This is a genomic window from Nocardia sp. Tas62D01, assembly GCF_055232035.1.
Window position 1 is genome coordinate 6,203,837 of the sequence record NZ_JBUYUZ010000001.1, and the last position, 25,380, is coordinate 6,229,216.

The following is a 25,380-nucleotide window of genomic DNA, read 5'->3' on the forward strand; positions in this document are numbered from 1 at the left end:
TCCGGTTTATATGGATTTGCTTGGGTCTGCAGGGGTTATGGGCAACAGGGTGGCGGTGGGCGGGACGCCGATCTCGCGGGGCGTGGCGCCAGTTGGGGCGGGGACATCGATCAGTCGTTCGAGGAGCTGATCGAGGGCGCTTTGTCCCTCGTCGACGGCGACCCGTTCCTCGTCGGTGAGCGGGATGTTGGCCAGCATCCGCTGCAGGTTCTCTTTGGCCTCCAGGAGTTGCCCCTTGCTGGAGTTCTTGGGGGTGTAGAAATCGCAACGAGCGCAGGCCATTCGGTGCGGGCATTGTTCGAAGAAGGTGTAGGTGCAGAAGCCGTGACCGAGGTCGTAGTGCTGCCAGGGTTCTCCGGCGGCGGCTGCGCCGGAGGTGACAGCGTCTCGGTCGACGAGGACCTCGATGGTGCGGATGTTGCGGGCGAAGTACCCGGCCTCGGAATACGCCTTGGACAGGGTGTTCGGGGTGATTTTGGCGTAGTGCTGGGTGGTGTTGGGGGTGCGATGTCCGAGCCATGCCTGCAGCTCGAACAGGGTCATCGGTTCCTTGGCGTTGTAGAGCTGGCTCGCGATCGTGGACCGGGCGCGGTGGCTGGTGATGTTGCCGCGGACGTCGGTGGTGGGGACACCGGCTTTGGCGCAGAGCGCCGGGATGACGGTGCGGTTGATGTAGTACTTGGCGACGGGCTGGGCGCGGACCGAGAACAGCATGTCGACATGTTCATTGGTCTTGCGGTCGAGCCGTTTCGGCTGGTGCGGCCGTATTTTCTGCCAGGCTTCGATGGCTTGTCCGACGATCGGGTCGACCGGTTTGGTGAACGCGGTGCCGGTCTTGTGGACGGGAACGTCGAGCAGGCAGACCGCGTCCTCGGCGAGGACGTCGTCGGAGTCACCGGGGATGGGCAGTCCGGCGTGTTGCCAGCGGATGCAGCCCACCCGCAGGCGGGAGAGCTCGTCGCTGCGCAGCCCGGAGAACAGCCACGTCACCGTGATGGCGCGGACCAGCTCCATCGGATAGGCGGTATCGCCGGAAGTGCCGGGCAGGTCGGGGGGTTCCAGGTTGAGCCCGGCCCACAGCAGTTTGGCCCAGACCTCGTCGGCGATCACGCGGGGGTTGGGGCCGATCAGCGCGGCGACGCTGCGGGGGACGGCCAGCGCCCGGTTCGGGTCGAACCGGCGATCGATCCACTCCCATTCCTGGCAGTCCCGGAAGAACGTGCGGGTGGCATTGAGGTTCTGGGCCTTGGTGCGTGGTGAGATCGGAGTGCCAGCGCGGTCGCCGAGGGCGTCGTGGCGCTGAACCCAGTCACCGACACTCATCCGGTCGACCACGGCGACCCAGGCTGCGCAGGTCGCCCTGGTCCAGTGGCCCGGTTCGGTGATCTCGGGGTGCTCGGCGGCCAGCCAGCGGCCGGCTTTGGCCATGATATTGCGGACTGAGGCGCGGACTTTCGGGGTCAAAGTTGATGTGGCATACCATCGTTCGACCCACGGCGCCCACTCAGGATCGGTTTCTTCGATGCCGAGGACAGGGTTGTATCCGCTGCGCACCGGCGCCTCACAGTGCCCCAGTTCCGCCACGACGCGTTGCAGCGCGAACAGCATCGACCCCTGATGCCCCTCAGTTGCCGGATGCGCTCGCAGGGCCGCGAACGCCGTGGTGCTCAACTCGTCGAGGCGGGGACTGCCGTTGAGCAGCAGGGCTTGACTGACCCCGCCCCGCATCCGATGCTTGGCGTCCATGACGTCGCAGTAGCCCCACCGTTGCAGCGTCTCGCCGGTAGTTCGCAGGGACTGCTCTACGTCGGATTCACCGAAAATCAAGCAGGCCAACCGAAAACGGTTGAACGTGCCCAACCGGTGGAAGTCGGTGAACCCGCCGAGCAAGTAAGCCAGCGCCACGACGAACGGCCTGACCGTCGACTCGGTCGGCAGCGGCTGGGCGGTTTCGAACTCCCGCGCGCTGCCGCCACACACCCTGGCCCACTCCCACGGTGTCCACCCCCAATACGACCGGCCAGTGTCCGCGCAGTGCGCCAGCACGATCGCCGCGGCGTGCAAGCCAGCCCGCCGGAACCGGACATCCTCACCATGATGCAGCCCGGCCAGAGTCTCATCGAGCGGAACGACCAAGCGGGTCACCGCATTCCAGTGCCGCGCCGTCCGCCGCGGGACACCGGTGGACCGTTTGCGCCGCAGCCCCGCGGGCCCCAACGCCAGCACCGCCGCAGCCTCACCGTCGAGCAACACACCACGGCGGTCCCAGCCGCGGCGGCGGCGCGGCAGCGCGGCGACACCGCTTGCCGCCGACGACACCGCCTCGGCCGCCGTCACGCCGGCCCGTCCTGTCGGCCGTCACCGGTTCCGGTGAGCATTCCGATCCGCCATGCGTGGACGTGCGTCATCGAGGAATTCAGTTTTGCCGACAACTCCCGCCCGGACAGGTGGATGTACTGCAGTGTGGAATCGGTGCTGCGATGCCCAGCGAAACTGGCGATCGCGTGCAGCTCCCACCCCATCCGGGCCAGATCCGTCAAACACAGATGCCGGGTGGTATGGGTGGAGAACCGAGAAACATCAGCCGCCAACGCAATGCGCCGCACCACCTTCGACCACGTCCACAACGTCAGCGGCTCCGCGCGATTACGGCGTGACTCCGACAGAAACAGCGCGCCGCGAGCCCTGCTCAGGGTGGCCCGGTGCTGCAAATACTCCGACAGCAGCACCCCGGTCGGCGCCGAATACGGCACCACACGTTCCCGGCGGGTCTTGGTCGTCTCCGCCCGCACCCGCACCGTGCGGTGCGCCGGATCGATATCGTCGCTGCGCAACGAGCACAACTCCTCCCGCCGCAACGCCGCGTCGTAGGCCAGCGCCAGCATCAGCCGATTACGGATCGGCTCCTCGGCGAACACCCCCAGCAGCCGCAGCCACTCCTCCTCGCTGGGAATCCACGGCAGCTTCACCATGCGAGGCACCAGCGACCGCGCCCGACCGCTGACCACCCGGCCAGGCGTATACCGGCCCCGGCCAACAGGATTCGAGTCCCGCACCCCCTCCTCAACCAAGAAATCATAGAACAGCCGCACCGGCACCAGACGCTGCTGCATGGTCGCGTTCGCCAGCCCCGACCCCGAATCCAACGCCACCACATTCGCCCCTCGCCGACTCGGCCGCGACGTCAACTCCCGCACGAACACCGCCACCTGAGCGCGAGTCGCGGTCAGCGGATCGAAACCCTCCCGCTCACAGACCAGCAGATACTCACCCAAACCCCGCGCATACGCATCGATCGTTCGCGGCGCACGCCCCAGATCGGTCCAGATCCGCAACCACTCCGCCGCCCGCACGTGCCGACCGAGAACCGGCCACTTCGCCTCCACCGTCTCCGGCATGCACCAGCCCCGTCTGTCCGTCGAGTTCGAAAGTTCGCCGCGACGTTACTGAGCCCAGGCCCGGACCCCGCTGACCGACACACGGTCAGATTCCACGTAACTTATAGGTACATGTCGCCTTCACCGCAGTTCAGGTAGGTGATGTCGGTCAGCCAGACGGCATCGAGCCGACCCCGATCGAAGTCGCGTTGCACCAGATCCGGCGGGAACGACGCGGTCGGGTCGACCACGGTCGTTCTTACCTTGAAGGTGCGCGGGCTGATGCCCTCGATCCCGATCCCGGCCATGATCTTGGCGACGGTCTTCTCGGTCACCCGCTCACCGCGTTCGCGCAGCTCGGTGGTGATTCGTGGCGACCCGTAGGTGCCGTCGGAGTCGGCGTGCACGTCGAGGATCTTCACCGTCAGATCCGCCCGCCGCTGCGCCTGTGGAGTGAGTTCTGTTGCCGTGCGCCGTTTTCGCCACTGGTGATAGCCGGAAGTGGAGACCTCCAGCAGGCGCGCCATGCGGGTGAGGTCGAACCGCGGCGTCAGCGCGGCGGGGGTGCCGGCAGTCTCGGCGACCTCGGCGTTGTCGGGGGCGGCGTACTTTCCCATCAGCTCGAACCGCTGCGCGGGTGCTGCATCGCGGCAAAGTACGCCGAAGCTTTTTTAAGGAATTGAATGTCCTTGTCCTGCTCGGCAACTCGCTTTCGCAAGGCCAGCAGCTCGGCTCGCTCAGCCGGATCCAGCGCGGTATCACCGCGTGCTGTCGCCGCACCCATCCGGCGGCGTTCGGCTTTAACCCAATTGCTCAGCAGGCCGTCGTTGAGTCCCAACTCGCGGGCGACCTCAGCGATCGTGCGACCGGAATCGATCACCCGATGCGCAGCCTCGACCTTGTACTCGGCCGTAAACGACCGACGCTTGCGAGGAGGCATATGGACATCCTTCCAGCAGGACCGTTAGTCCTGCGAATCAGGTGTCCACTTTCCGGGGGGAACCTCAGACCACCGTGCGGCCAGTGAAATCGAGTGTGAGATTTTTGAGTGTTGACGCCTGACGGTTCTCGATCACGAGCGGGGGATCTTGTTCCACGGGACATCCTTATCTGTTCGGTGTTCGGCAGGCAGGCCAAGCACCCGCTCACCAAGAATGTTTCGCTGCACTTCTGATGTCCCACCCTCGATAGAGTTCGCCAACGAGCGGAGATACGCCTTGACCGGTACATCGCCGCCGTGGACAGCTGCGAAATCTGGCTGAGTTTCCACGTAGGAGTCGACGAGCAACGATTCCTGATCCTGCAGATCGACACAGAATTCGTAGACGGCTTTGTTCAGTTCCGCCATCTGCAATTTGGCAATTGAGCCTTCAGGCCCCGGGCCTGATGAAGTTGCAGCCGCGCGCAGGTTCGTGAGACGCGCTGCCTCCACCCGGGTCCACAGTTGCATCAATCGATCGCGCTCTACGGACGTGACCGCATCTCTTGCGGCAGCTACGGAGAAGGCTGCTATGGCTTGCCCGATGGGGCCCTGTCCCCGAAGCGACGGTCGGCCGCCTAGCGATACCCGCTCGTTGCTCAACGTTGTCAACGCGGTGCGCCATCCGTCACCGATTTCGCTGAGCCGGTGTTCATCCGGGATCTCAACGTCGTTGAGGTAGACCTCATTGAATTCAGACTCTCCCGTCAGCTGGCGCAGCGGACGCACCTCGACACCGGGGGTCGTCATATCGAGCAGGAAATATGTCAGGCCCCGGTGCTTCGGCACAGAAGGATCCGTTCGTGCGACAAGGAGCCCCCAGCGTGCAACGTGACCGAGTGACGTCCATACTTTCTGGCCGTTCACGATCCAGTGGTCTCCGTTGCGTACTGCTTTCGTGGCGAGCGAGGCCAAGTCGGAGCCTGCGCCGGGTTCACTGAAGAGCTGACACCAGATGTGCTCACCTGTGAACAGCGGCTTCAAGTGCGTCGCCTTCTGCTGCTCGGATCCATGAGCGTAGATGGTGGGTGCGGCCATTCCGAGCCCGATCACATTCCTGGCCGTCCAGTCGGGTGAGCCGGCATCGAGGAAAGCCGACTCGGCGTCTGCCTGTAGCGAGGGGTCGAGGCCGAGTCCGCCGTGACCCTCGGCGAAGCTCACGAATGCGAGGCCGGCGTCGAATCTCGCACTCCGGATCGCGAGGTCTTCTGTGGCGGAAACGTCGTGCATATCAAAGAAGCGAGCCAATGCCTCGCGGAGCGTCGCGCGCTGATTTTCGAGACCAGGTGAGGTCATCTGATCAGCCTGCTTTCGGAATGGCGAGTAGATCGGCAAGGCGTGCTCGATGATATGTGCTGGAACCCAGGAGCAGCTGAGAACTCTTGGCCCGCTTGAGGTAGAGGTGCGCGGGATGCTCCCAGGTAAACCCGATCCCGCCGTGTATTTGAATGTTCTCCGACGCAACCCGGACATATGTTTCAGAGCAGATGGACCTGGCAAGGCTCGCAGCAATTGCTAGCTGATTGGTGTCCTGGTCGACGCTCCACAATCCATGCCACACTACGGAGCGCGCGGACTCGACGTCGACCAATAGATCGGCGCAGCGATGTTTGATCACCTGGAACGATCCGATTCGACGACCGAACTGGACCCGCTCCTTTGCGTACATCACGGACATCTCGAGCGCAAAGGCGGCGCCTCCCAACTGTTCGGCTGCCAACAGCAAAGTGCCACGATCTATGCCACGCTGCAGGCCATCCGGGTCGGATTCGATTCTGTGTGCGGGTGTTTCGTGAAAATCGATGTTTGCAAGCGGTCGGGTCGGGTCGAGGACCGTCAAAGGCGTGCGAGAGACGCCGGAGTCAGCGTCCACCGCAAATAGCGCCGGACCATCTGCTGTAGCTGCGATGATGAGCAAGAGATCAGCTACGGACCCGGATATGACATTATCCGCGCGGCCACTCAGTGTCCAAGCGGCACCACTCGTGGTGGCGCGGACCGTGCTGCCGAGCGGATGTTGTCCACACCAGCCCACGGTGGACCGAATATCACCCGCGGCAATGCCGGGTAGGTAGGCGTTCTTTGCTTGCGGATCTGCACTCTCGAGCAGCATCCAGGATGCGAGTCCGACAGTTGCGAACAGCGGCGCGCACAGTAGTGCTCGGCCGGTCTCTTCCAGGACAACACCTAGCTCGACCATCCCGGCGCCACTGCCGCCGTATTGTTCAGGTATCGCGATTCCGTTGAGTCCGAGTTCGGTGGCTGCGATCTGCCACACGTCCGCATCGAAATCATCCTCGGAGTCCATGAGGCGACGGACTTCGGACTCGGGGGAACGCTTCGCGAGGAAGCCTCGCACTACCGTCCGCAGTTCCTCGGCGTCCTCTCCGGGGGTGTAGTTCACTGGCGGTCCTACTCTCGCGATGTGGCGACTGTTGCACCCGACAGCATAACCATATGCTGTTAGGTTTTACAGGTTGGGTTCTTGATCTGCCATCGCAGAGAGGTGCCGCGGTCCGTCGAGGACAATGCCTTTGGTTGCCGGGGATCACGCAAGTCCTCCCCATCTGGGAGTGTCGGTCGGGCTTCGGGTGCTGCTTCAGGTTCGCTCATGACTGGCCACCGACAAGGGAGCAAGAGAGTGGCCGACGTGGCGAGGGCGACGTGAACGATGATTGATTTAAGCAGTCGACGTTCTGGACTCCCTTGATGCACTCTTTGCCGGCGGTGACTTCTTTCGGCGTGGAGCAGTCGGGCGCGGTTGCGCCGCAGGCTTTGCTTCGTCTGGTGGGCTCGGTGGCATCCAACGCGCCCGGCGTTCTTCGCATGCGCGTTCGATGGAATCGACGATGCTCGAGACAACGACCTTGAAGACTTCGTCTGCGCTGAGTCCTCTGTGGTCAATCGCCATCGTCAAGGACGGGTATGCATCCTGGTCCAGAGTGTCGTCCAGTTCGTCGTCGGCACCGGTGGCCTGTGACTCGTGTAATGCGCTGCCGATCGCCATCAACTCCAACGCGTCGATCAACGGCATCACTGCGGCGCTCGGTACGCCCTCGGACATGAGTCGTCTGGCAGATGCGTCGAGTTCCTTCGCGCCGAATCCGAGGCTCCTGCGCCTAACGATGACAGGTATCAGCTCCGGGTGCTCGAGGAGCGCCGAGCGCAGGGCATACGCGTTCCGAGGAAGCCACTCTCGCCAACTCTCCGAGGGCTCATTCGGCGTACGAACGTCGGCGAGTGCGAGTTGAGCAGCCCCGGAGACAATCGCGTCTTTGTTCGTAAAGTGGTGGTACAAAGACGCACCGTTGACACCGAGTACGTCAGCCAGTTTACGAATGCTGAGTGCCGCGAGGCCCTCGTTGTCGATGATGGCCAGCGCAGCTTCGAGCGAACGTCGCCGAGATATCAACGGTTCTTTGGGTCTAGCCACCTGATCATAACCTCGCTTCTTGAACGAACACGGTCTGAATAGGATAACCGAACACCGTTCTACCAGGTGCATGCCTCGCGCGTCGTACCTGTGCTGGGCACGTCCACGCTCCTGTTTCGCTCGCCGCCGGATGGTCGGCCAGTGTCGCACGGCCGATCCCGAGCCCGAGCAGGAACCACCTGGTCCTTTAGCTGGGCGAAGCCGTCGAGAGTCTGCTGCGTCGTCGTCGCCTAGATGCTCGTGATGTCAGCAGCAGAGGGGTGGGGTTTGCCGGTCATCGCGGATAGGGTTTCGACTATTCCGTATAGCGATGCTTTTACGTATGTCATCGTTGCGCCGCATTCATGGCAGGTCGACCCAGCAAGCACGGCAGGGAATGGTGGCGTAACGTTTCGTTACCGACCCGGCTCGAGTTCAGCGTTACGTCGCTATGTCGATCGCGCAGAAGAGTGCGGCGATCGCGATCCCCAGGCAGATACACACAGCCAGCAATGTCGGCGCGGGGTGCTCATGGCGTGGATTGTCGCGGTATCTGGTGCGGCGCAAGGACAATCCCATACCGGTGGCGGCGATCACGCCCGCGAGTGCGGTGACTGTGGCAACGAATAGCCATCGGTGCCCGCCATCGTGCAGTTTCAGTACCGCTACCGCGACGCCGACCGCGGTCAGCGCGGTGCGGCGCCATGCCAGGATCGTGCGTTCGGGTTGCAGGCCTGGATCCCGCGAGCCGGCATCGGTCATGCCGAGCCGGAAATCGCGCAGATCACCGCGGCCGCGACGACGCCGCCCACGAGTATCGGCACCAGCGGCGAACTCGGCAAGGGGGCGTGGCGCCGCATCGCGGCCTGCACTTGTCGCCACCGCAGCAACGCGCCGACCGCGATCACCGCGGCCAGTGTGACACATGTCAAAGCCAGTACCTGCCGCGCAGATTCGGAGAATCCGAGGGAGAACAACTGCCCGACCGCGACCCCACCGGCGAGTAATGCCAACGCCGTTCGGACCCAGGCCAGCAAGGTTCGTTCGTTGGCGAGGGTGAAACGATAGTCGGGTTCCTGGTCGATCAACTTCTCACTCCGTAGTCGTGGGCACGATCGCCGGCGCCGGCGCTGCCGTGCGGCGGTGATCGTGTAGTTCGTCGTCGGCTTGCAGCGCCGCTTCCAACAGCGGTGCGCCGTCTTTGCGTAGTACCGCGATGCGGTTGTTCCACCGATCGAGCGTCGCCTTGGTTTCGATGGCGAAACTCTGCGCGGCCGGGCTCAACGCTTCGGGGCGATGGATGATCCCGAACGGCGTGCGGAGCTCGGGCCGTGTCTCCACTACCACCGCACCCGAGCGAGCCGCACCCGTCGCCATCCGCAACGGCAGAAATGCGCCGCCGACACCGTCGAGGACCAGCGTCAACTCGGCATGGCGATTGGGCACCTGGGCGACGATCCGCGGCACGGCCGTCTCCCGCCGCAGTGTGGTGGCGACGATGCTGTTCTCTCGCTGCGCCGAACTGCTGGCAATCAAAGCGACATCGTCGAGCCTGGCGAGCGGGAACGACTCGCTGGGGTCGACGTCGGTGCCCGGCGGAAGCACCAGCAGCAGCCGCTGCACCGCGAGTTCGACAGCGTTCACGCTCCCGCCGGGCACCGGGAAGGTGGTGAATCCCAGTTCGTAATTGCCCGCCGCCACTTCGTCGCACAGTTGCGCGGCGTCGGCGAATTCCAGCAGGTCCAGTCGGATGCCGGGATGCAAACGGGTGAACGACCAACTCCACGCAGCCACCGCCTCGCTCGACATCTCCGGCATCGTCCCGATCGTGATGGCGCCAACCTGGAGTTCACGCGCAGAACGCATGATGTCGCGCGCCGCCAGCGCGTCCGCGAGTACGGTGCGCGCCGGCTCCACCAGCAGCTGCCCAGCGGGGCTGAGCACGAGATTGCGCCCGGTGCGGTGAAACAGCGACACTCCGAGTTCACGTTCGAGCTGCCGGATGCTCTGCGACAGCGATGCCTGTGCAATATGCAGATGCTGCGCCGCGCGGTTGACTCCGTGCTGATCGACCACTGCGAGGAAGTACTCGAGCTGCCGAAATTCCATTCTCGCTCCCGTTCGGCTACACCGAATCCCGCCGCGTCACCCGGAACGTGTCGGGCAGCGTGCCATCGACCCCAACCTGCTTGATCATCGCCTTCGCGAGATTGCGCTCATGCACCGGCGAGGAGCCCTCGTAGATCCGCAGAGCACGCACGTCGCGCCACATCCGCGGCACAGGATGCGGCCCGACGATACCCGCGCCGCCGAGCAGTTGAACGCAGCGGTCCGCGACCCGGCTCGCCATCTCCGAGCAGTACAACTTCGCGGCAGCGATGCGATGGCGAGGAATGGTGCCGGCGTCGAAAGCGTGCGCGCAGTCGAGCACCATCGACCGTCCGGCCTCCAGTTCGGCGAAGCTGCGACCGAGTTCGGCCTGCACCGCACCCAGCTCTGACAGGGGCCCGCCGAATTGGTGGCGGTCGTTGAGATAGGCGGTGGTCTCCTCGAGCATCCGGGTGGCCTGGCCGACGCACGTGGCCGCCACATGCAGGCGGGCGTGGTTGATGCCACGCAGGGCCTGGGTGAGGCCCCGGCCCACTACGCCGCCCAGCAGGTTGTCGGCGGGTGTCGGCGTGGATCGGAAGGAGATCTCGCCCACCGGCGCCTCGGCGTGACCGTTCATCATCTCCGGCTGCGCGGTGTGCACGCCCGGTGCCTGCGCATCGACGATCAACGCCGAAATCCCGCGAGCGCCAGGTTCGTCCGGGTCGGTCCGGGCGAATACCAGGAACGCATCGGCCCAGGCGGCATTCGTGATGTAGCGCTTGGCGCCGTCGATCAGGTAATTCTCACCCTGTCGAGTAGCGGTGGTGTGCAGATGTGCGGCGTCGGATCCGGCCTCCTCCTCGGTGAGAGCGAAGGCGGTGACCAGCTCACCGGCGGCCATCGACGGCAGCAGACGCAGCCGCTGGTCCTCGGTGCCGTGGTCCAGGATGGCCTGCGAGCACAAACCGATCACCGTGGAGAAGCGCGAGCGGTACACGCATGAGGCGCGCGTGAATTCGAACGTCAGCCGGACCTGCTGGCTCATCGACCACTCCAGCCCGCCGAAGCGGCGCGGAATGGAGATGCCGAACAACCCGAGCTGCGCCATCCGTTCGACGATGTGCTGCGGCACAGCCCCTTTCGCGACCATCTCCGGTTCGGTAGGGATGAGTTCGGCGTCGGTGAATTCGGCGATCCGCTCGAGATAGCCGTCGAAATCCAGATTCCGGACGGATGGGTCGATCATGCGCGCTGCCTTTCCAATAGTTCGTGAGCCGGTGCCGCGATCACGCCGCGATTGACCAGATCGGTGATGTCTTCGTCGTGGTAGCCGACTTCCCGCAGAATCCGCACGCTGTCCTCACCTACCGTGGGTGCGGCCCGCGACTCGGTTCGCCGATGGCCGTCGATAGTGAAAGCGCTTCCGGGAACGGTTATTTCGGTGCCGTCCGAGCCGGTAACATCCACCAGTACACCCGCGGCCGCCACGTCCGCGTCCGCGGCGATCTCGTCGAAACCGCGGACGGCGCCGCAAACGATGCCGGCCGACTGCAACAGGCCGGTCGCCTGGGCCCGGGTCATACTGGCGAACGCTTCGTTCAACGCCGCGAGCAGTTCGCCGCGATGGCGAACCCGGGCCGGATTGTCGGCGAAGCGCGGATCATCGATCATGTCCGGCCGCTCGATCAAGGTGCACAACGCCGCCCATTTGTCGGCGGTATATGCCGACAGCACGATGGCACCGTCGACCAGCTCGATAAGGTCGGCGGCGGGGGCCGCGTTGGCCTGTCCATTGCCCGTGCGCCGCAACGGAACCCCCGTGAGCTGATATTCGCCCCACGTCGCAGCCTGCAGCGCCAACACCGCCTCCATCAGCGAGGTTTCCACATGCGCACCACGCCCGGTTTCACGCCGCTCGTACAGCGCGGCCAGGATGCCCATGGCCAGCGCGTTCGCCGCGGAGACATCGGCTACCGCGAAACCGATACGCTGCGGGCCGCCGTCCGCGGGACCGGTGGCGTGCATCAGTCCGAACTCAGCTTGCGCCGCGATGTCCAGGCCCGGACGTTCCCGGGAAGGCCCGTGGGCGCCGAACCCGGTGACGCCGGCGTAGATCAACCGTGGATACATCGCGCGCAGCGTCTCGACGCCCAGGCCCATTCGTTCGGCCGAGCCGGCGCGAAAGTTCTGGATCAGCACATCGGTATGCGCGAGCATTCGGTACAGCACCGCCTTACCTTCCGGCCGAGTCAGATCGATTGCGAGGCTGCGCTTGTCGCGGTTGTAGGCATTCACCATCGCCTGGCCGAAGGTTCCCACAGCGCGGGCCTGATCACCCCGCAGGGGCTCCACCTTCACTACGTCGGCACCCAGATCCCCCAGCGTCTGGCCGGCGCTGGGGCCGGCGATGTACTGGCCGAAGTCCAATACCCGAATTCCGTGCAACGGTCCATGCATCGATATCACTGTTCCTTCCGGGCCGCGATGGCGGCGCTGAGTCGTTCCAGGTCGGCGCGCGCTTTCTCGGGGTTCAGCATCAGTGCACCGATCACGCCCAGCACGCAGACCAAGATCCCGACAACCAAAAATCCGGTGGAGTACCCCTGTGCCGGGATCGGTGCACGGTCGACCAGCAGTCCCAGCGCATACGGTGCGATGATGCCGGCCACGCTGTAGGCGGCGATGATGCAGCAGAAAACGCCACTCGCTGCCGGGCCGGCAGGAAGTCGGAGGCGCCGGTGAACGCGACCGAGAAGGCGACACTGTTCACCGAGAAGGCCAGCGTGACCAACACCAACTGCGGCACACCTGCGCCGAGCTGGGTGAATGCGATCATCGCCACGCCGCCACCGAGCAGATAGAGACCGCTGACGCCGCCCCGGGCGAACCGGGAACTGTGGCCCTTGCGCAGCAGCCGGCCCGACAGCACTCCCGCCGACAGCAGCACGACGACCGCGGCCGCATACGGGATCGACGACAGGGCGCCGACCACACTCTCCGAGTAGAGCGTGAAGAACAGGAACAGCACCAGCCCCCAGGCCTTGGCCGTAGTTTGCTGTTTCTTGTCCGGCTCTCTGCCGATGTTGGCCAGTTGGACGGAAGCCACCATACTGCTCTCCTCAGTGCTGATGTCCGGATGGCGAGTGCGGGCATCCGCTGCACATCCGACATGGTCTAGATCACACCGAGGGGGTGGTCGGAATCAACGATCAAAACTCGGTCGGACCATTCGGTTCTACCTATCGGTATAGCCGCTGTCCACGAGGACCGTATACGCCACCCCCTCTGTTGAGTTGATGAATCGAAGGTCGAACCGCATGGAGGCCGGCTCGAGCCCCGGCCGTCGGGAGCGCCCGCAACGGTCGATCGCTGCTTGGATGCCGGACAGTTGCCGTAGTTCATATCATTTCTTCGGAAATGGGGGGTTGATGGTCGTGGAGTACTGGATCGCTGCCGCCATGGCGATGGGGCGCCGACGAAGATGGCTCCGGCGAGGATGCCAAGCGGAGCGAGGACCGCAGCGCCGATGAGGCAGCGTATTTCAGACGAAGGCGGAGTGTTTTCATGGAATTTCGTTACCGAGCCGCAGCGTCCCGAAGGCGCCCGTCGCGTTCGGGACGGATGAACAGCACGGCGATGACCCCGCCGATCAGCAGCAGAACCGCGCTGATCAGGAATGACACGGTGAAGCCCGTATGCGCGCCGGCGGCGTCGATCAACTTGCCTGTCAAATAGGGAGCGATAATTCCCGAGGTGGCGTACACGGCCGCGTAGGCACCCAGCACCCCGCCGCGCTGGCGCGCCGGGGAGATTTCCGCGCACACGGTTTGCGATACCCCGAAGATCACCGCACCGAAATTGAAGGCGATCGTCATGCACACGATCTTCAGCCATCCGGCCGACACGAAAATGAATCCGAGCATCGCGACGCCGGCTACGAGAATGCATGCGCCGCCGAGAATTCCGCGGGCAACGCGGCTGGATATCCCGTTCCGCATCAGGCGGGTGGTGATCATGCCCTGACTCAACTGCCCCAGGGCCCCGGCGGTCCACGGCAGGACGATGAGGAACCCCGTCGTTGTGGCGCTGTAACCGAGTTCCTTCTCCAGATACTGCGGCAGCCAGGAGACCAGCATGGCCGTGCTCCAGTACACGGCGAACCCGGCGACCACGCTGGCGAGCCAGGTGCCGGTGGACATGATTCGCCAGTACGGCAGCCGCGCCGACTCCCCGGGCTCGGCAGAGCTGGCAGTGGGTTCGGTCGAGCCGGCAACTGTGTCGGCCTCGGGTCCCTCGCGGCCGATGATCAGCCATGCCGCAGACCACACGACCCCGAGCAGAGCCAGCACGGCGAACGCTGCATGCCAGCTGTAATGCATGATCACCCAGGTCAATGCCGGGCCACCGACGATAACGCCGAGCGGCGCCCCCGTCAGGATCAGTGCGGTCGGCAGGTTGCGCTCCGTATTCGGAAACCACTTGTGCGCGGCATGGTTCGCCACGGGAAATGCCGGGCCCTCCGCGGCGCCGAGCACGACGCGGCTTGCTATCAGCACACCGAAGCCGACCGTCCCGATCATCGGGACCTGCGTCACCGTCCAGATCAGCGCCATCGCCAGCAGCACCCATGTGGTGGGGACCCGATCGACGAGGAAGCCCGTGCCGAGCGCGGCAATGCTGAACAGAAAGAAGAACGAACTCGAGATCAACCCGAATTGGCTAGCCGACAGACCGAGGTCGTGGGTGATGTGCGTACCGGCCAGGCCGAGGACGGCCTTGTCGCCGAAATTGACGAGCATGAACAACAGCAACATGCCGGTGATCACCCACGGCCGCACCCGGCGCCGACCTGTTTGTTTACCTGCTGCGGTACCGGGTTTCGGCGGCACCACGATCATCGGCTCGTCGAGGGCATCGCGGTTGTCCTTCAGTGTCGAGATGCCCATCGCCGTTCGGCGCAATTCGGGCTTCACTATCGCTCCCATCGTCAGGGTCATTGAGTGCTTCCCGACCTCACGCATTCGCGATTGGGAACCCGCTCGAGGCTTGGAAGATTACAGAGCGCCACCTTGTGAGCTGGATCTCACAGGCGACCCTGCTATTAACGATCCGGAGTGGTCTATAGGTCAAGGATCAATTTTTTATCGGATCCAGTGCGATTTCCAATGATTCGCTGGATACCCTGCTCGCATGAACTTGCGGCAACAGCAGCTGGAGTGTTTTCTGGCCGTAGTCGACTACGGCACCGTGACACGGGCAGCGGCCGTGCTGCATCTGGCTCAGCCATCGCTGTCTCAGACGATCCGCAAGCTGGAGAAGGATCTGGGGACCGAGTTGTTTCACCGGGTCGGCCGCGGGTTGGTCCTCACCTCGGCAGGCGAAGCGCTCGTGGGGCCGGCGCGCCAGGCGATGCGCGATCTATCGCTGCTACGCGATATCGCCCATGGATTCAGCGGGGGCCGTCTGGATATCGCGTGCGTCCCGTGGATGGCCCGGGACTTCCTGCCGGAATGGATCGGGGCTCTGCGACGATCGAATCCTGGCGTAAGCGTGCGACTCGACTTGCTCGAGGATTCGACGACCATCGCCGAACGAGCACGAGCCGGCGACTACGAGCTGGGCTTCAGCGGCTCGATGATCTCGCGGGAAGGTTTGCAGTCGCGCCACCTGGCCGATCAACTCATTGCGGTCGCGCTGCCGCCAGGAACGGGGGCCGACCTGCCCGAACCGATGCCACTCGAGGAGCTGACACGGATCCCGCTGGTGGTGGTCCGGCCGCGCAGCGGCAGACAGGGCGACATCATCGATCAACTTGCCGACCATGGTTTACGTCCCACCGTAGTCGTCGAGGTCAACGACGACACGCCCCTCGTGCCACTGGTCATTTCCGGTGCGGGGGCCGCCCTTTTGCCGGTCCGGCTGGCGATCGAGGCACGTCGGCGCGGCGCCACTGTCCGCACGACCACTCCCGCATTGTCGCGGCCTTTGGTCCTGCTGCATCGCGACAGCGCCCTGTCACCGGCCGCCCGAGCCTTCGTCGAGATCGGCGAAAAGAACCTGCGACTGTGGTACGCCACGGTGGACAAGCGACGTAGCCCCGAGCGTTCACTGATGGAGATCGCGATGGCGACCGATGATCGCATCGTCGCCGCATATGCCCGAAACGCCGTGCCGCTGGTGCCGCCGACGTCGGAAACCTCCACTTCGGGCAAGCGCACCCGCCGGTCGGAATCCGCGCAGGACGATACGTAGGGACTTTTCCTTGTGCCGACCATCCTCGAAGGCGTGCCACTACACCGACCTATAGGAAATTGCGGTCGATCCGGTTGGAATTTGGTCTTTGATTTATACGTTCAGTGATCCTTCAATTGCTCTGTGGCCTGTCATCGGGTTACACAGCCAGTCGAGGAGGACGTATGCCCGGCCAAGTTCATCTCACCGTCGAGGGTGCCACGGCGACCGTAGTCATCGATAATCCTGGTCGACGCAACGCGGTGTCCTTCGACGTCTTCGAGAGCTTGCGCTCTGTCGTCTCAACGCTGTCTCGCTCAGCGGAGATTCAGGTAGTGATCCTGAAGGGCGAGGGCTCCGACTTCAGCGTCGGCGCGGATCTGTCGGCGCCGCCCGGGTCGAAGACACTGCGAGGGGATTCGGTTGCGGAGGATACCGCTCGGCTGCGTCAAGTCTGCGACACCCTCCTCGACCTGTACCACTTGCCACAGGTGACGATCGCGGCAATCGACGGAGCTTGCGCGGGTGCGGGCCTGTCTCTGGCGGCCGCGGCGGATCTCCGGATCGCTTCTGACCGTGCGGTTTTCAATACCGCATTCGTCAACGCGGGCTTGTCCGGCGATCTCGGTGGCGTGTGGCTACTGACGAACATGCTCGGTGCGGGCCGCGCGCGCGAACTGTTCCTGACGCCCGGAAAGATCACGGCGACAAGGGCATACGAGATCGGGCTGATCAATTCCGTTGCTCCGGACCGGTCTTTGCACGATTCGACGCAAGCGCTCGCACACCGCCTCGCCACCTCGGCCCCGCTGGCGCTGCGGGCGATGAAGGAAAACCTGCTGCAATCACCGGTCACCACGCTGCGGGACTACCTGCCCGCGGAGGTGGACCGGATGGTGCGGTGTTTCCATTCGAGCGATGCACACGAGGCGACTGCCGCCTTCTTGGAGAAGCGTGCACCCGCCTTTACGGGGCACTGAGTCCATCAGCCGCCGATCTCTGCATAGGCGTCAACAGGAGAATGCTGCATGACCGCACCATTGGACGGCGTTTGCGTCGTCGATTTCGGACAGTACATCGCGGCGCCGGCCGCCACCCAGATTCTGGTCGACCTCGGCGCCGAGGTCATCAAGGTCGAACCCCTACATGGTGAGTCGTGCCGGCTGATCGGTGCGTACGGCGAAGCGATCCTGCGCAACTACAACCGCGGCAAGCGCTGCATCGCCGTAAACCTGAAAGATAAACGCGGACAGCGGATTGCCTGGGACCTTATCTCCCGAGCGGATATCGTCGTGCAGAATCTGCGACCCGGCGTAATGGAATCATTCGGTCTTGGCGCCGATGCCGTCCGCGCCGCACATCCGGGCTGCATCTACGCCACCGTCAGTGGATTCGGGCTCAACGGTCCCTCGAAGAACAGGGCGGGCCTGGATATCGCGGCCCAGGCCGAAAGCGGGATCATGTGGGTCACCGGCGAAGCCGACGGCGAACCGCAACGAGTCGGATTTCCGGTCGTCGACGCCGCCGCCGCGCATGTGTTCGCCCAAGCCATCCTCGGCGCCTACATTCGGCGCTTGCGGAGCGGGGAAGGTGACACTGTCGAAACCTCCCTGCTGGAAGTCGCGGTGCACCTACAAGGCCCGAATTGGGGCGAGTATCTCCTGACCGGCCGCGAACCGATGCGAAAGGGCAATGGTCAGCCGACCGTTGCCCCCGCAGCGGACGTCATGTCCACTCGCGATGGGGCCATTGTCGTATCCGCCTACTCCGCAGCACATTTCGATCGGCTCTGCCACCTGCTGGGCCGAGGGGACCTCGCCGACGATCCCCGCTTCGAAACCAACGACCTCCGGGTCTGCAACCGTCCTGCGCTCCTGGTCGAGCTCCGCGCCGCGTTCGCCGAAATGACCAGTGACAAAGCGATGGAGCTCCTGACCTCGAACGGCATCGTGGCCGGGCGGATCAGCTCTTATGGCGAGGTCCGCAAGAATCCGGATGTCGCGGCGACCGGCATTTTCATCCACGTCACCGATGTGACGGGCGTCGAGCACACCGCTCTGGGCTCCCCATGGCGGCTGGGGAGCATCCCCAAGTCTTCGAATATCGCCGCTGCGGCTCTCGGGCAGCACACGGTCGAACTGCTCACCGAACTCGGCTACCCCGCCACCGCTGTCGGCGAGCTCACCACGGCGGGTGTCGTCTACTCGTCCCGCTGATCATTCGAACACATTCGGCGGCTGAGCTTTTCGGGCTCCGCTTTCCGACAATCCGGTAAGGACTCTTATGTACCGCGATCTGTTTACCTCCGACCACGAAGCGTTCCGTGACACCGTGCGCCAGTTCATCGGCAAGGAGGTGATTCCGAATATTCCCGAGTGGGAAGCCGACGGACTCGTACCTCGCGAGCTTTTCGTCAAGACCGCCGAAATCGGTATCAACGGACTGCAGATCCCCGAAGACTTCGGCGGAGGCGGCGTCGACAGTTTTCTGTTCAACGCCATCGTCATCGAGGAGACCGGCTACGCGGCGGCCACACTCGGCGGTCTGCAGGTGCACCTCAGCACCGTTCTGCCGTACTTCTTCGACTATGCCAACGAGGAGCAGCGCAACCGCTGGTTCCCCGGTTTCGCCGACGGCACGCTGGTGTCCTCGATCGCCATGACCGAACCCGGCACCGGATCGGATCTCGCCGGCATGGCCACCACGGCCGTGCGCGACGGCGACGACTGGATCCTCAACGGCACGAAGACCTTCATCACCGGCGGCATCAATGCCGATCTGATCGTGGTCGTCGCACGCACCTCCCGGGTCGCGGCCAACCGCCGCGACGGGTTGTCTCTGCTCGTTGTCGAAGCCGATATGGAGGGCTTTACCCGCGGCCGGAACCTCGACAAGCTCGGCTTGAAAGCCCAGGACACAGCCGAGCTGCTGTTCGACAACGTGCGGGTTCCCGCGCGCAATCTGCTCGGCGAGGAGGGCGCCGCCTTCTCGATGCTCACCCACAACCTGCCCCGGGAACGACTGACGATCGCGATAACGGCGCAGGCTACAGCCACAGCGGCACTCAACCTTGCCATCGCCTACGTCAAGGAACGCAAGGTCTTCGGTCAGCGGGTCGCCGACTTCCAGAACACCAAATTTGTTCTCGCTGAATGCGCTACCGAACTCGAGGCGGCGCAGGCCCTCGTCGACCGAGCCCTCATCGCCGTCGATGCCGGCACCTTGACCGCGGCCGACGCGGCCAAAGTGAAACTGTTCTGCACCGAAACCCAGGCGCGGGTGATCGATCGCTGCCTCCAACTACACGGTGGTTACGGCTACATGCGCGAGTACCCGATCTCCCGGCTGTACGCCGACGCGCGCGTTACCCGAATCTTCGGCGGCACAAGTGAAGTCATGAAGAGCGTGATCTCGCGGTCGCTGGGGGTGTGAGCGTGGCGCCCGACCCCATCCGGCTCTCGGGAAGAAGCATTCTTGTCGGTTGGTTGTCGATTGGCAGATCACTGCCAACCGGCCACTGGCCATGGCGCCGAACAAGTATTCGAGGAGAGAACTGTGGCTGTGCCGCCGATCCTGAAAGACCGGCTACGGCTGCCCATCGTGGCATCACCGATGTTCACCGTGTCCTGCCCCGACCTCGTCATCGCGCAGTGCACCTCCGGCATCGTCGGCTCATTCCCATCTCTGAACGCTCGCCCCCAGCCGGTGCTGTGCGAATGGCTCACGCGCATTACGGACGAACTGGTCAAGCACGACGCCGATCACCTGATCGCCCGTCCGCGCCGTACGCGGTCAACCTGATCGTCCACAAGAGCAACGACCGCTTGGACAAGGATCCTGCCACGATCGCCGAATTCGAGGTGCCTGTCATGATCACCTCGCTGGGCGCCCGAGCCGCGACGGGCTCATCGCTGTTGCCGCCGGAGCCGGCGGGCATGCGGGAACCCATTCGCCGTTCGCGCTGATCCAGGAGATTCGCGAATGGTTCGACGGTCCGCTGCTGCCGTCCGGCTCGATCGTGCCCGGCCGGTCGGTGTCGGCTGCCCAGGCCGCCGGGGCCGACCTGGCGTATTGGGCTCCGCGTTCACTTGGGGCCGACGAGACGAGGGAGATTCTGCATGGTGATCGGTACAGCTGTCGTGTGTCTGGCTGTCGGCTCCGTGATCGGCGGCGCCACCGGGTTCGGTACGGCCTTGATCGCGACGCCCCTGATGCTGCTGACCGGGATGAATATGCCTGTGGTCGTTGTCATCAACTTGGTAGCCGGTCTGTTGACCCGCGTCACTGTAGCCGTGCGATTGCGCGAGCATGTGGCGTGGCGGCAGGTAGCCCTGTTGGGTGTGGGAGGCATGCCGGGCGCCTGTTTGGGCGCGGCGACGATCAATATGCTTCCACTCGACTATCTGGAGCCCGCTGCCGGTGTGGTGGTCGTGGTGTGCGGTTTGTGGCTGGCCGTGCCGACGCGGACGGCTCCGCGCCCGCTGACGGACACTGCCTTTGCGATGACCGGAGCCATCGGCGGATTTCTCAGCACGACAACGTCTTTGAACGGCCCGCCACCCGTACTTCTGCTCACGCGCGCACGGCAACCCCCGATGCCGTTCATGGCGAATCTCGCCGGATACTTCATCGTCATCAACACCCTGTCGCTGGCCATCCTGTGGTTCGGCGCCGGAATCCCCCGCGATATGCCCTGGTCATGGCTGCCGCTGTTCGTCGGCGCCGCTGTCGTCGGAAACCTCGCCGGACTGTGGCTGGCCCGCCGGATGGACGCGTCCCGGTTCCGGTCGGTAGTCATCGCCATGGTGATCGTGGCCGGTGCTCTCACAACTCTCAGCGCCCTGCTCAACCGATGACATGCCCCGGTGAATTTCGGACGTCTCCATCGTCGATATCTCGGGATATAAGGGTCTGTAAATTTCTCCGGCTCTGTCCCACTTTCGACCTGGACAGACCCCTCACGCTCTACCTTCAGCGCCTCGACACGAGATGCGCGGCGTGCGCACGCCGCTGATCCGAAGATCGAAGGTGAGTGGGCAGGCGACAGCACCCGGCGCCGATCCGAACATTCGGCAATGGGAGTGGACCTTGTAACGGTAGTCGAGCCGCCTTTTCACGGATTCGTCGCCAACCGGGTTTGGAAGATTTCCGACTTCAAGGAGGTGCTGGCCGACAACAGCTTCACCACCGGAACAACTTTTCGATGCGGGGTGAGTAGAGCGTGAACCTGACGGAGGTGCCGACGGAGTGGTCGCCCCCGGCTGGCCCTTCGGGGCTGGGCAGCTGCTCCCTCGGTGCCTCGGTGTTGAGGTAGGGAGCGGTGGCGGCGGGTCTTAGGAGGGTGAGGCGGTTGGCGGCGGCCAGAGTGGTCAGGCGGATGAACATGCCTTCGGAGGAGCGGTTGGTGAAGGATTGTTCGCCGTTGTCGAGGGAGGGGTCGACGATGCGGAGGGCTTGGGCGAATTGGTTGACGCCGCCGAATTCGTAGACCTCGAAGGGCCTGGAGGGCGCCCAGGTCGGCCCGGAGAGCAGGGTCTGCAGGTCGCCGTTGAGTTCGGTCTCGATGGCGGCGGCGCCCTCGACGGGAGCCGGTCCCTCGACGGTGTACTGGTAGTGGACGGGGATTCGCTGGTGGTGCCGACACTGCGTTGCCACGCGCGCAACTCGCGGTTGGAGTTCTGGATTTCGGTCAGATTGCTCGGGCGTTGGACGCGAGGCTGAAATTGGGGCGGTGGCCATCGCGCTGGCCGCTGGCGGAGAAGCCGAGTTGGTGGCCGCGGGCTTCACCATCACCGAACAGCACCCAGTGCGCCGCGGGCTGGTTCCGCCCGCGCTGGTAGCGGACGTGCTGACGGTCGCTCGTCGCGCCTGACACCGCACCGGATCGACGACTGGGCCCATCGCACCGCGCGCCGATCTCGAAGCGAACGGTGACTGCCTATGGTCGGGAGGGTGCGAGCGACGACGATAGTTCCAGCGCTGCGGCCGATCCCGATAACTGGGCTGGCTCGATGACCGACCTGGTCTGGTATGCGGCCTACGGGTCGAACATGCATCTGGCCCGGCTGCGGTGCTACCTCCTCGGCGGCACCCCCGAAGGCGGCACCCTTGTCCTCCCCGGCTGCCGCAATCCCGCCGACCCGGTGCGGTCGGTCCCGCTCACGCTCCCCGGCCAACTGTATTTCGCGACGGAATCCCTGGTGTGGACCGGCGGCCGCGCCTTCTACGACCCGGACACCCGCGGCGAAATCGCCGCCCGCGGCCATCTACTCACCACCGATCAGTTCTCCGACATCGCAGCCCAGGAGATGTACCGCGAACCCGGCACCGACCTGGACCTCACCGAGGCCATCACCTCCGGTCGCGCCGCCCTCGGTCCCGGTCGCTACGAAACGCTGGTGTGCGCAGGCACCCATGACGGCTACCCGATCCTGACATTCACCGCCCCGTGGCACTGTGCCGACCTGCCCGGCAACCCACCATCCGCCGCTTATCTATGCCACCTGGCCGCGGGCCTGGCCGATTCGCACGGCTGGGACGTGGAGCGGATTGCCATCTATCTGGCGGCGCGGCCGGGTGCGAACATCGGCTGGACGGTCGCCTCCGTCACCGCGCTACTGCGGCTCGCGAAGTGACTGCGCCCAGATCAGATCGTCTGAGACGCTTTGGGAAGCCTTCGCTGCCGCAACCGAGCGTCCGGTGCTCAGGTGGTCTGCTGGGCGATCTGGATGAGGTTGCCGCAGGTGTCATCGAGGACCGCGACAATGACAGGCCCATTATCCAGGGCCCTTGGGTGAAGCGAACGCCGAGCGCGTGCAGCCGGTCGTACTCGGCGCGCACATCGTCGACAGCGAACGACGTGTACGGAATGCCGTCCTCGACAAGGGCTTTCTTGAACCGGCCGACCGCGGGATGGGTATCGGGTTCGAGCACGAGTTCGACACCGTCCGGGTCGTGTGGCGAGGCGACGGTCAGCCAGCTGGCTTCGCCGAGTGGGATTTCCGTCTTCTTTACGAAGCCGAGCACTTCGGTGTAGAAGCGCAGGGCTTTGTCCTGATCGTCGACGTAAACATTGCTCAGGTTGATGCGGATCATCATGAGCACGCCCATTTCCGCCCACCGCCCTTGTTTCGACAGGGTGTTCAGCTCGGGTTGGAGATCGCCCCGGCCATGATGTTCCAGCACGGGTCGGTACGACGCGGTGGAACCGTAGAATCCGAGCAGGCGGCGGGTTGCCGCGTCGGCTGCTTCCTGTTCCTCGTCGGTACTGCCCACCGCGACAATGGCTTCGGGTAGCACCGCGAACTCGGCCGGGTCGAGGTTCGCGGCGGCCGGCCCGTCCCGCACCGTCGGCATAACCCGCTCGCGCAAGAACCGCCCGGAAGTGAGTAGCTGTAGGTCGTTGGCCAGGTGGATCGGGTTACGCGGGAAGGCGATGGTCACGTTCATCAGCTGCGATCGACCCTCTTTCAGGCTGACAGCAGTGACCGGTGTCGCCGACCGAGTTGAACAGGTTGAGAAACGCGCTCTGCCCGACCGCGGCGAACCGACACGCAGCACGTGCAATTCGGCCACCATGATCTCGCTGACCCCGGCGCGCCCAGCGCTGACGAGCAACTCGAACCGGTCCACCGCGCACCAGCGCCGTCAGGTCGTAGCGGCGCGGGTCGGCGGCCACGGTGCGGATCATCTGCATGAGCAGCAGGTGATCGACGTCGATGATGTCGGCGAAGATCTTGGCGGCGCGTTCGGGAGTGCCGGAAAATGTGGTGCGCGGTGTCGATTCCTTCGTCGCGGGAATCTTTGGCAGTTTTGCCCACGAGACCACGAGGGGATTGATAGGTTTCGCCAACTGAGACAGCTTGCTTCGATGAGGGTGCAGTTCACGTGTTCGATTGGGATCTACTTCGCAGCACCTCCAGTGCGCATGTGCTGGTGCAATTGGCAGGGGAGCGCGGAATGTCCGCCGCGGACTGTCTGGAGGGGACGACGCTGCTACCCGAAGCGGTAATCGACCCTAGTGCCGAGATTTCCGCACGCGAGGAGTTGCGGGTGCTACGCAACCTGCTCGCTCGATTCGGTGACGAGCCAGGGCTGGGCGTCGAGGCGGGCCGTCGCCACCACCTGTCGCTGTATGGCGCGTGGGGGCTCGCGCTGATCAGCAGTCGGACCCTGCGTGACGCGGTCGACGTGGCCTTGCGCTATGCCGACCTGACTTTCGTGTTCGGCCAGCTCACCTTCCACGAAATGGGTGGTCGGGCTTGCTTGTGCTTCGACGACTCGGAAATCCCGGTGGATATGCGCGCCTTCCTCGCCGAGCGGATCATGACCTGCATCAACACCATCTGCCAGGACATGTTCTCGGCAGGAATTCCCATGAGCAGCATCAGGTTTCGGCACGGCGCGCCGACGGATACTGCTCACTACCGTGAGATCTTCGGCCTGGAACCGGAATTCCATGCGGAGCTCAACGAACTCGCCTTCGACAGCGCCTATCTCGACGCCCCGCTGCCCCAAGTCAACGACTTGGCGCGCGGCACCTGCGAGCGACTCTGCCGTGACCTGCTGACCACGCGTCACGCCCGGACCGGGGTCGCCGGTTCGGTCCGCGACCTGCTGGTGCGCAACCCCGGCGAGATTTCCGACCAATTGGCTATAGCCACCAGGCTTTTCATGAGTCCGCGTACGCTCTCGCGCCGCTTGCGGGAGGAGGGCACCTCGTTCCGAATCCTGGTCGACGAGGTGCGGCTGATGATGTCCGAAGAGCTGCTCACCCACACCGATATGACCACCGAACAGGTAGCGGCGCGGCTGGGCTACGCCGAGGCGGCGTCGTTCATCCGTGCGTTCCGGCGGTGGAAAGGCTGTCCGCCACAGGAGTTCCGGGCGCGCGGCGCGGCAACACGGGCGATGCACCGGAACGAATTGGTCGGCGCGGCAGGCTGATTCGTCAGAGTGCGGTCATGCCGCGCCGTGCGCCAGGATGTTCCGGTCGGCGGTCACCTGTTTGAAGGCGCCAACGGCGTCGACGGCCCGTTTGCCCTCGAGCATGGCGGTGCCGTGGCTCGCGCGCGTAGCGTCCGAAACGGCAAGGGTGGAGGATGCATCGTGCGGGGTCCTATCGGGGCCGGGGCATCGGTCCCTGGGAGTTGGACCTACGACTGGATCGTGGCCGGCAGTGGATTCGGCACGAGTGTGTGCGCACTCCGGTTGTCCGAGAAGAGGTATTGAGGCGGGTGCTCGGAGCAGGGGCGGTGATTCGGTGAGGAGGACTTCGCGACAAGCGCCGC

24 protein-coding genes and 2 pseudogenes are annotated in these 25,380 nt (G+C 64.5%); 9 read left to right on the forward strand and 17 right to left on the reverse strand.

What is annotated here, in order from left to right; all coding sequences use genetic code 11:
* Positions 1–6: 6 nt before the first annotated feature.
* The 14 genes from ACV7NQ_RS29550 to ACV7NQ_RS29615 all read right to left on the reverse strand — a co-directional run bounded on the left by ACV7NQ_RS29550 (position 7) and on the right by ACV7NQ_RS29615 (position 14,856).
* Positions 7–2,337, reverse strand: a complete 2,331-nt coding sequence (locus ACV7NQ_RS29550; RefSeq protein ID WP_463359983.1) for a tyrosine-type recombinase/integrase — start codon at positions 2,335–2,337, stop codon at positions 7–9.
* On the reverse strand, positions 2,334–3,398 hold the full coding sequence (locus tag ACV7NQ_RS29555) for a tyrosine-type recombinase/integrase (protein ID WP_463361685.1): 1,065 nt from the start codon (positions 3,396–3,398) through the stop codon (positions 2,334–2,336). Before ACV7NQ_RS29555 ends, ACV7NQ_RS29550 begins: the two co-directional genes overlap by 4 nt.
* A 101-nt stretch (positions 3,399–3,499) precedes the next feature.
* The gene (locus tag ACV7NQ_RS29560; RefSeq protein WP_463359981.1) at positions 3,500–3,994 is read right to left on the reverse strand and encodes an IS3 family transposase; all 495 of its coding nucleotides are present in this window, start codon (positions 3,992–3,994) and stop codon (positions 3,500–3,502) included.
* Complete coding sequence (locus ACV7NQ_RS29565; protein WP_463361686.1) at positions 3,994–4,317, reverse strand: transposase; 324 nt, start codon at positions 4,315–4,317, stop codon at positions 3,994–3,996. Before ACV7NQ_RS29565 ends, ACV7NQ_RS29560 begins: the two co-directional genes overlap by 1 nt.
* Before the next feature lie 132 nt (positions 4,318–4,449).
* Entirely contained in the window at positions 4,450–5,652 is a 1,203-nt protein-coding gene (locus tag ACV7NQ_RS29570) for an acyl-CoA dehydrogenase family protein (RefSeq protein ID WP_463362590.1), read from the reverse strand.
* Between the two features lie 4 nt (positions 5,653–5,656).
* Positions 5,657–6,760: an acyl-CoA dehydrogenase family protein gene (locus tag ACV7NQ_RS29575; RefSeq protein WP_463362591.1), complete on the reverse strand. Its 1,104-nt coding sequence runs from the start codon at positions 6,758–6,760 to the stop codon at positions 5,657–5,659.
* Positions 6,761–7,036: 276 nt separating this feature from the next.
* On the reverse strand, positions 7,037–7,861 hold the full coding sequence (locus ACV7NQ_RS29580; protein ID WP_463362592.1) for a TetR family transcriptional regulator: 825 nt from the start codon (positions 7,859–7,861) through the stop codon (positions 7,037–7,039).
* A gap of 348 nt (positions 7,862–8,209) precedes the next feature.
* Positions 8,210–8,530: a DUF202 domain-containing protein gene (locus tag ACV7NQ_RS29585; RefSeq protein ID WP_463362593.1), complete on the reverse strand. Its 321-nt coding sequence runs from the start codon at positions 8,528–8,530 to the stop codon at positions 8,210–8,212.
* A complete protein-coding gene (locus tag ACV7NQ_RS29590; protein ID WP_463362594.1) occupies positions 8,527–8,856 on the reverse strand; it encodes a YidH family protein in 330 nt (109 codons plus the stop codon). The genes ACV7NQ_RS29585 and ACV7NQ_RS29590 overlap by 4 nt, the downstream gene beginning before the upstream one ends.
* A 4-nt stretch (positions 8,857–8,860) precedes the next feature.
* Positions 8,861–9,877, reverse strand: coding sequence for a LysR family transcriptional regulator (locus ACV7NQ_RS29595; RefSeq protein WP_463362595.1), 1,017 nt, complete (start codon positions 9,875–9,877; stop codon positions 8,861–8,863).
* Positions 9,878–9,893: 16 nt separating this feature from the next.
* Entirely contained in the window at positions 9,894–11,105 is a 1,212-nt protein-coding gene (locus tag ACV7NQ_RS29600; RefSeq protein WP_463362596.1) for an acyl-CoA dehydrogenase family protein, read from the reverse strand.
* On the reverse strand, positions 11,102–12,316 hold the full coding sequence (locus ACV7NQ_RS29605; protein WP_463362597.1) for a CaiB/BaiF CoA transferase family protein: 1,215 nt from the start codon (positions 12,314–12,316) through the stop codon (positions 11,102–11,104). The genes ACV7NQ_RS29600 and ACV7NQ_RS29605 overlap by 4 nt, the downstream gene beginning before the upstream one ends.
* 91 nt (positions 12,317–12,407) lie before the next feature.
* Positions 12,408–12,968: a hypothetical protein gene (locus ACV7NQ_RS29610; RefSeq protein ID WP_463362598.1), complete on the reverse strand. Its 561-nt coding sequence runs from the start codon at positions 12,966–12,968 to the stop codon at positions 12,408–12,410.
* Between the two features lie 466 nt (positions 12,969–13,434).
* Positions 13,435–14,856 (reverse strand): MFS transporter, encoded by a 1,422-nt coding sequence (locus ACV7NQ_RS29615; RefSeq protein ID WP_463362599.1) that lies wholly within the window; start codon positions 14,854–14,856, stop codon positions 13,435–13,437.
* A gap of 193 nt (positions 14,857–15,049) precedes the next feature.
* Between ACV7NQ_RS29615 and ACV7NQ_RS29620 the strand changes: the two genes are divergently transcribed.
* From ACV7NQ_RS29620 to ACV7NQ_RS29645, 6 genes and pseudogenes are all read left to right on the forward strand, one after another.
* A complete protein-coding gene (locus ACV7NQ_RS29620) occupies positions 15,050–16,111 on the forward strand; it encodes a LysR family transcriptional regulator (RefSeq protein WP_463362600.1) in 1,062 nt (353 codons plus the stop codon).
* A 164-nt stretch (positions 16,112–16,275) separates the two neighbouring features.
* Positions 16,276–17,070, forward strand: coding sequence for an enoyl-CoA hydratase/isomerase family protein (locus tag ACV7NQ_RS29625; protein ID WP_463362601.1), 795 nt, complete (start codon positions 16,276–16,278; stop codon positions 17,068–17,070).
* Positions 17,071–17,118: 48 nt separating this feature from the next.
* Positions 17,119–18,306 carry a CaiB/BaiF CoA transferase family protein gene (locus tag ACV7NQ_RS29630; RefSeq protein WP_463362602.1) on the forward strand — a complete coding sequence of 396 codons (1,188 nt, stop codon included), beginning with the start codon at positions 17,119–17,121 and terminating at the stop codon, positions 18,304–18,306.
* A gap of 67 nt (positions 18,307–18,373) precedes the next feature.
* Positions 18,374–19,522, forward strand: coding sequence for an acyl-CoA dehydrogenase family protein (locus ACV7NQ_RS29635; RefSeq protein ID WP_463362603.1), 1,149 nt, complete (start codon positions 18,374–18,376; stop codon positions 19,520–19,522).
* A 123-nt stretch (positions 19,523–19,645) separates the two neighbouring features.
* A pseudogene (locus tag ACV7NQ_RS29640) lies at positions 19,646–20,192 on the forward strand (NAD(P)H-dependent flavin oxidoreductase); the annotation flags it as partial.
* Between the two features lie 16 nt (positions 20,193–20,208).
* Complete coding sequence (locus tag ACV7NQ_RS29645; RefSeq protein WP_463362604.1) at positions 20,209–20,946, forward strand: sulfite exporter TauE/SafE family protein; 738 nt, start codon at positions 20,209–20,211, stop codon at positions 20,944–20,946.
* A gap of 325 nt (positions 20,947–21,271) precedes the next feature.
* On the opposite strand, the gene ACV7NQ_RS29650 is transcribed toward ACV7NQ_RS29645, so the two are convergent.
* On the reverse strand, positions 21,272–21,745 hold the full coding sequence (locus ACV7NQ_RS29650) for a hypothetical protein (RefSeq protein ID WP_463362605.1): 474 nt from the start codon (positions 21,743–21,745) through the stop codon (positions 21,272–21,274).
* Positions 21,746–21,821: 76 nt separating this feature from the next.
* Here ACV7NQ_RS29650 and ACV7NQ_RS29655 point away from each other — a divergent pair, with 76 nt between their 5' ends.
* Both ACV7NQ_RS29655 and ACV7NQ_RS29660 read left to right on the forward strand, forming a co-directional pair.
* Positions 21,822–21,962, forward strand: coding sequence for a hypothetical protein (locus tag ACV7NQ_RS29655; RefSeq protein ID WP_463362606.1), 141 nt, complete (start codon positions 21,822–21,824; stop codon positions 21,960–21,962).
* A gap of 139 nt (positions 21,963–22,101) precedes the next feature.
* Positions 22,102–22,725: a histone deacetylase gene (locus ACV7NQ_RS29660; RefSeq protein WP_463362607.1), complete on the forward strand. Its 624-nt coding sequence runs from the start codon at positions 22,102–22,104 to the stop codon at positions 22,723–22,725.
* 68 nt (positions 22,726–22,793) lie between these two features.
* Here the strand turns inward: ACV7NQ_RS29660 and ACV7NQ_RS29665 are convergent.
* Both ACV7NQ_RS29665 and ACV7NQ_RS29670 read right to left on the reverse strand, forming a co-directional pair.
* A pseudogene (locus ACV7NQ_RS29665) lies at positions 22,794–23,185 on the reverse strand (VOC family protein).
* Positions 23,186–23,510: 325 nt separating this feature from the next.
* Entirely contained in the window at positions 23,511–23,942 is a 432-nt protein-coding gene (locus ACV7NQ_RS29670) for a hypothetical protein (protein ID WP_463362608.1), read from the reverse strand.
* A 35-nt stretch (positions 23,943–23,977) separates the two neighbouring features.
* Here ACV7NQ_RS29670 and ACV7NQ_RS29675 point away from each other — a divergent pair, with 35 nt between their 5' ends.
* Positions 23,978–25,036, forward strand: a complete 1,059-nt coding sequence (locus ACV7NQ_RS29675) for an AraC family transcriptional regulator (protein WP_463362609.1) — start codon at positions 23,978–23,980, stop codon at positions 25,034–25,036.
* Positions 25,037–25,380: the final 344 nt, after the last annotated feature.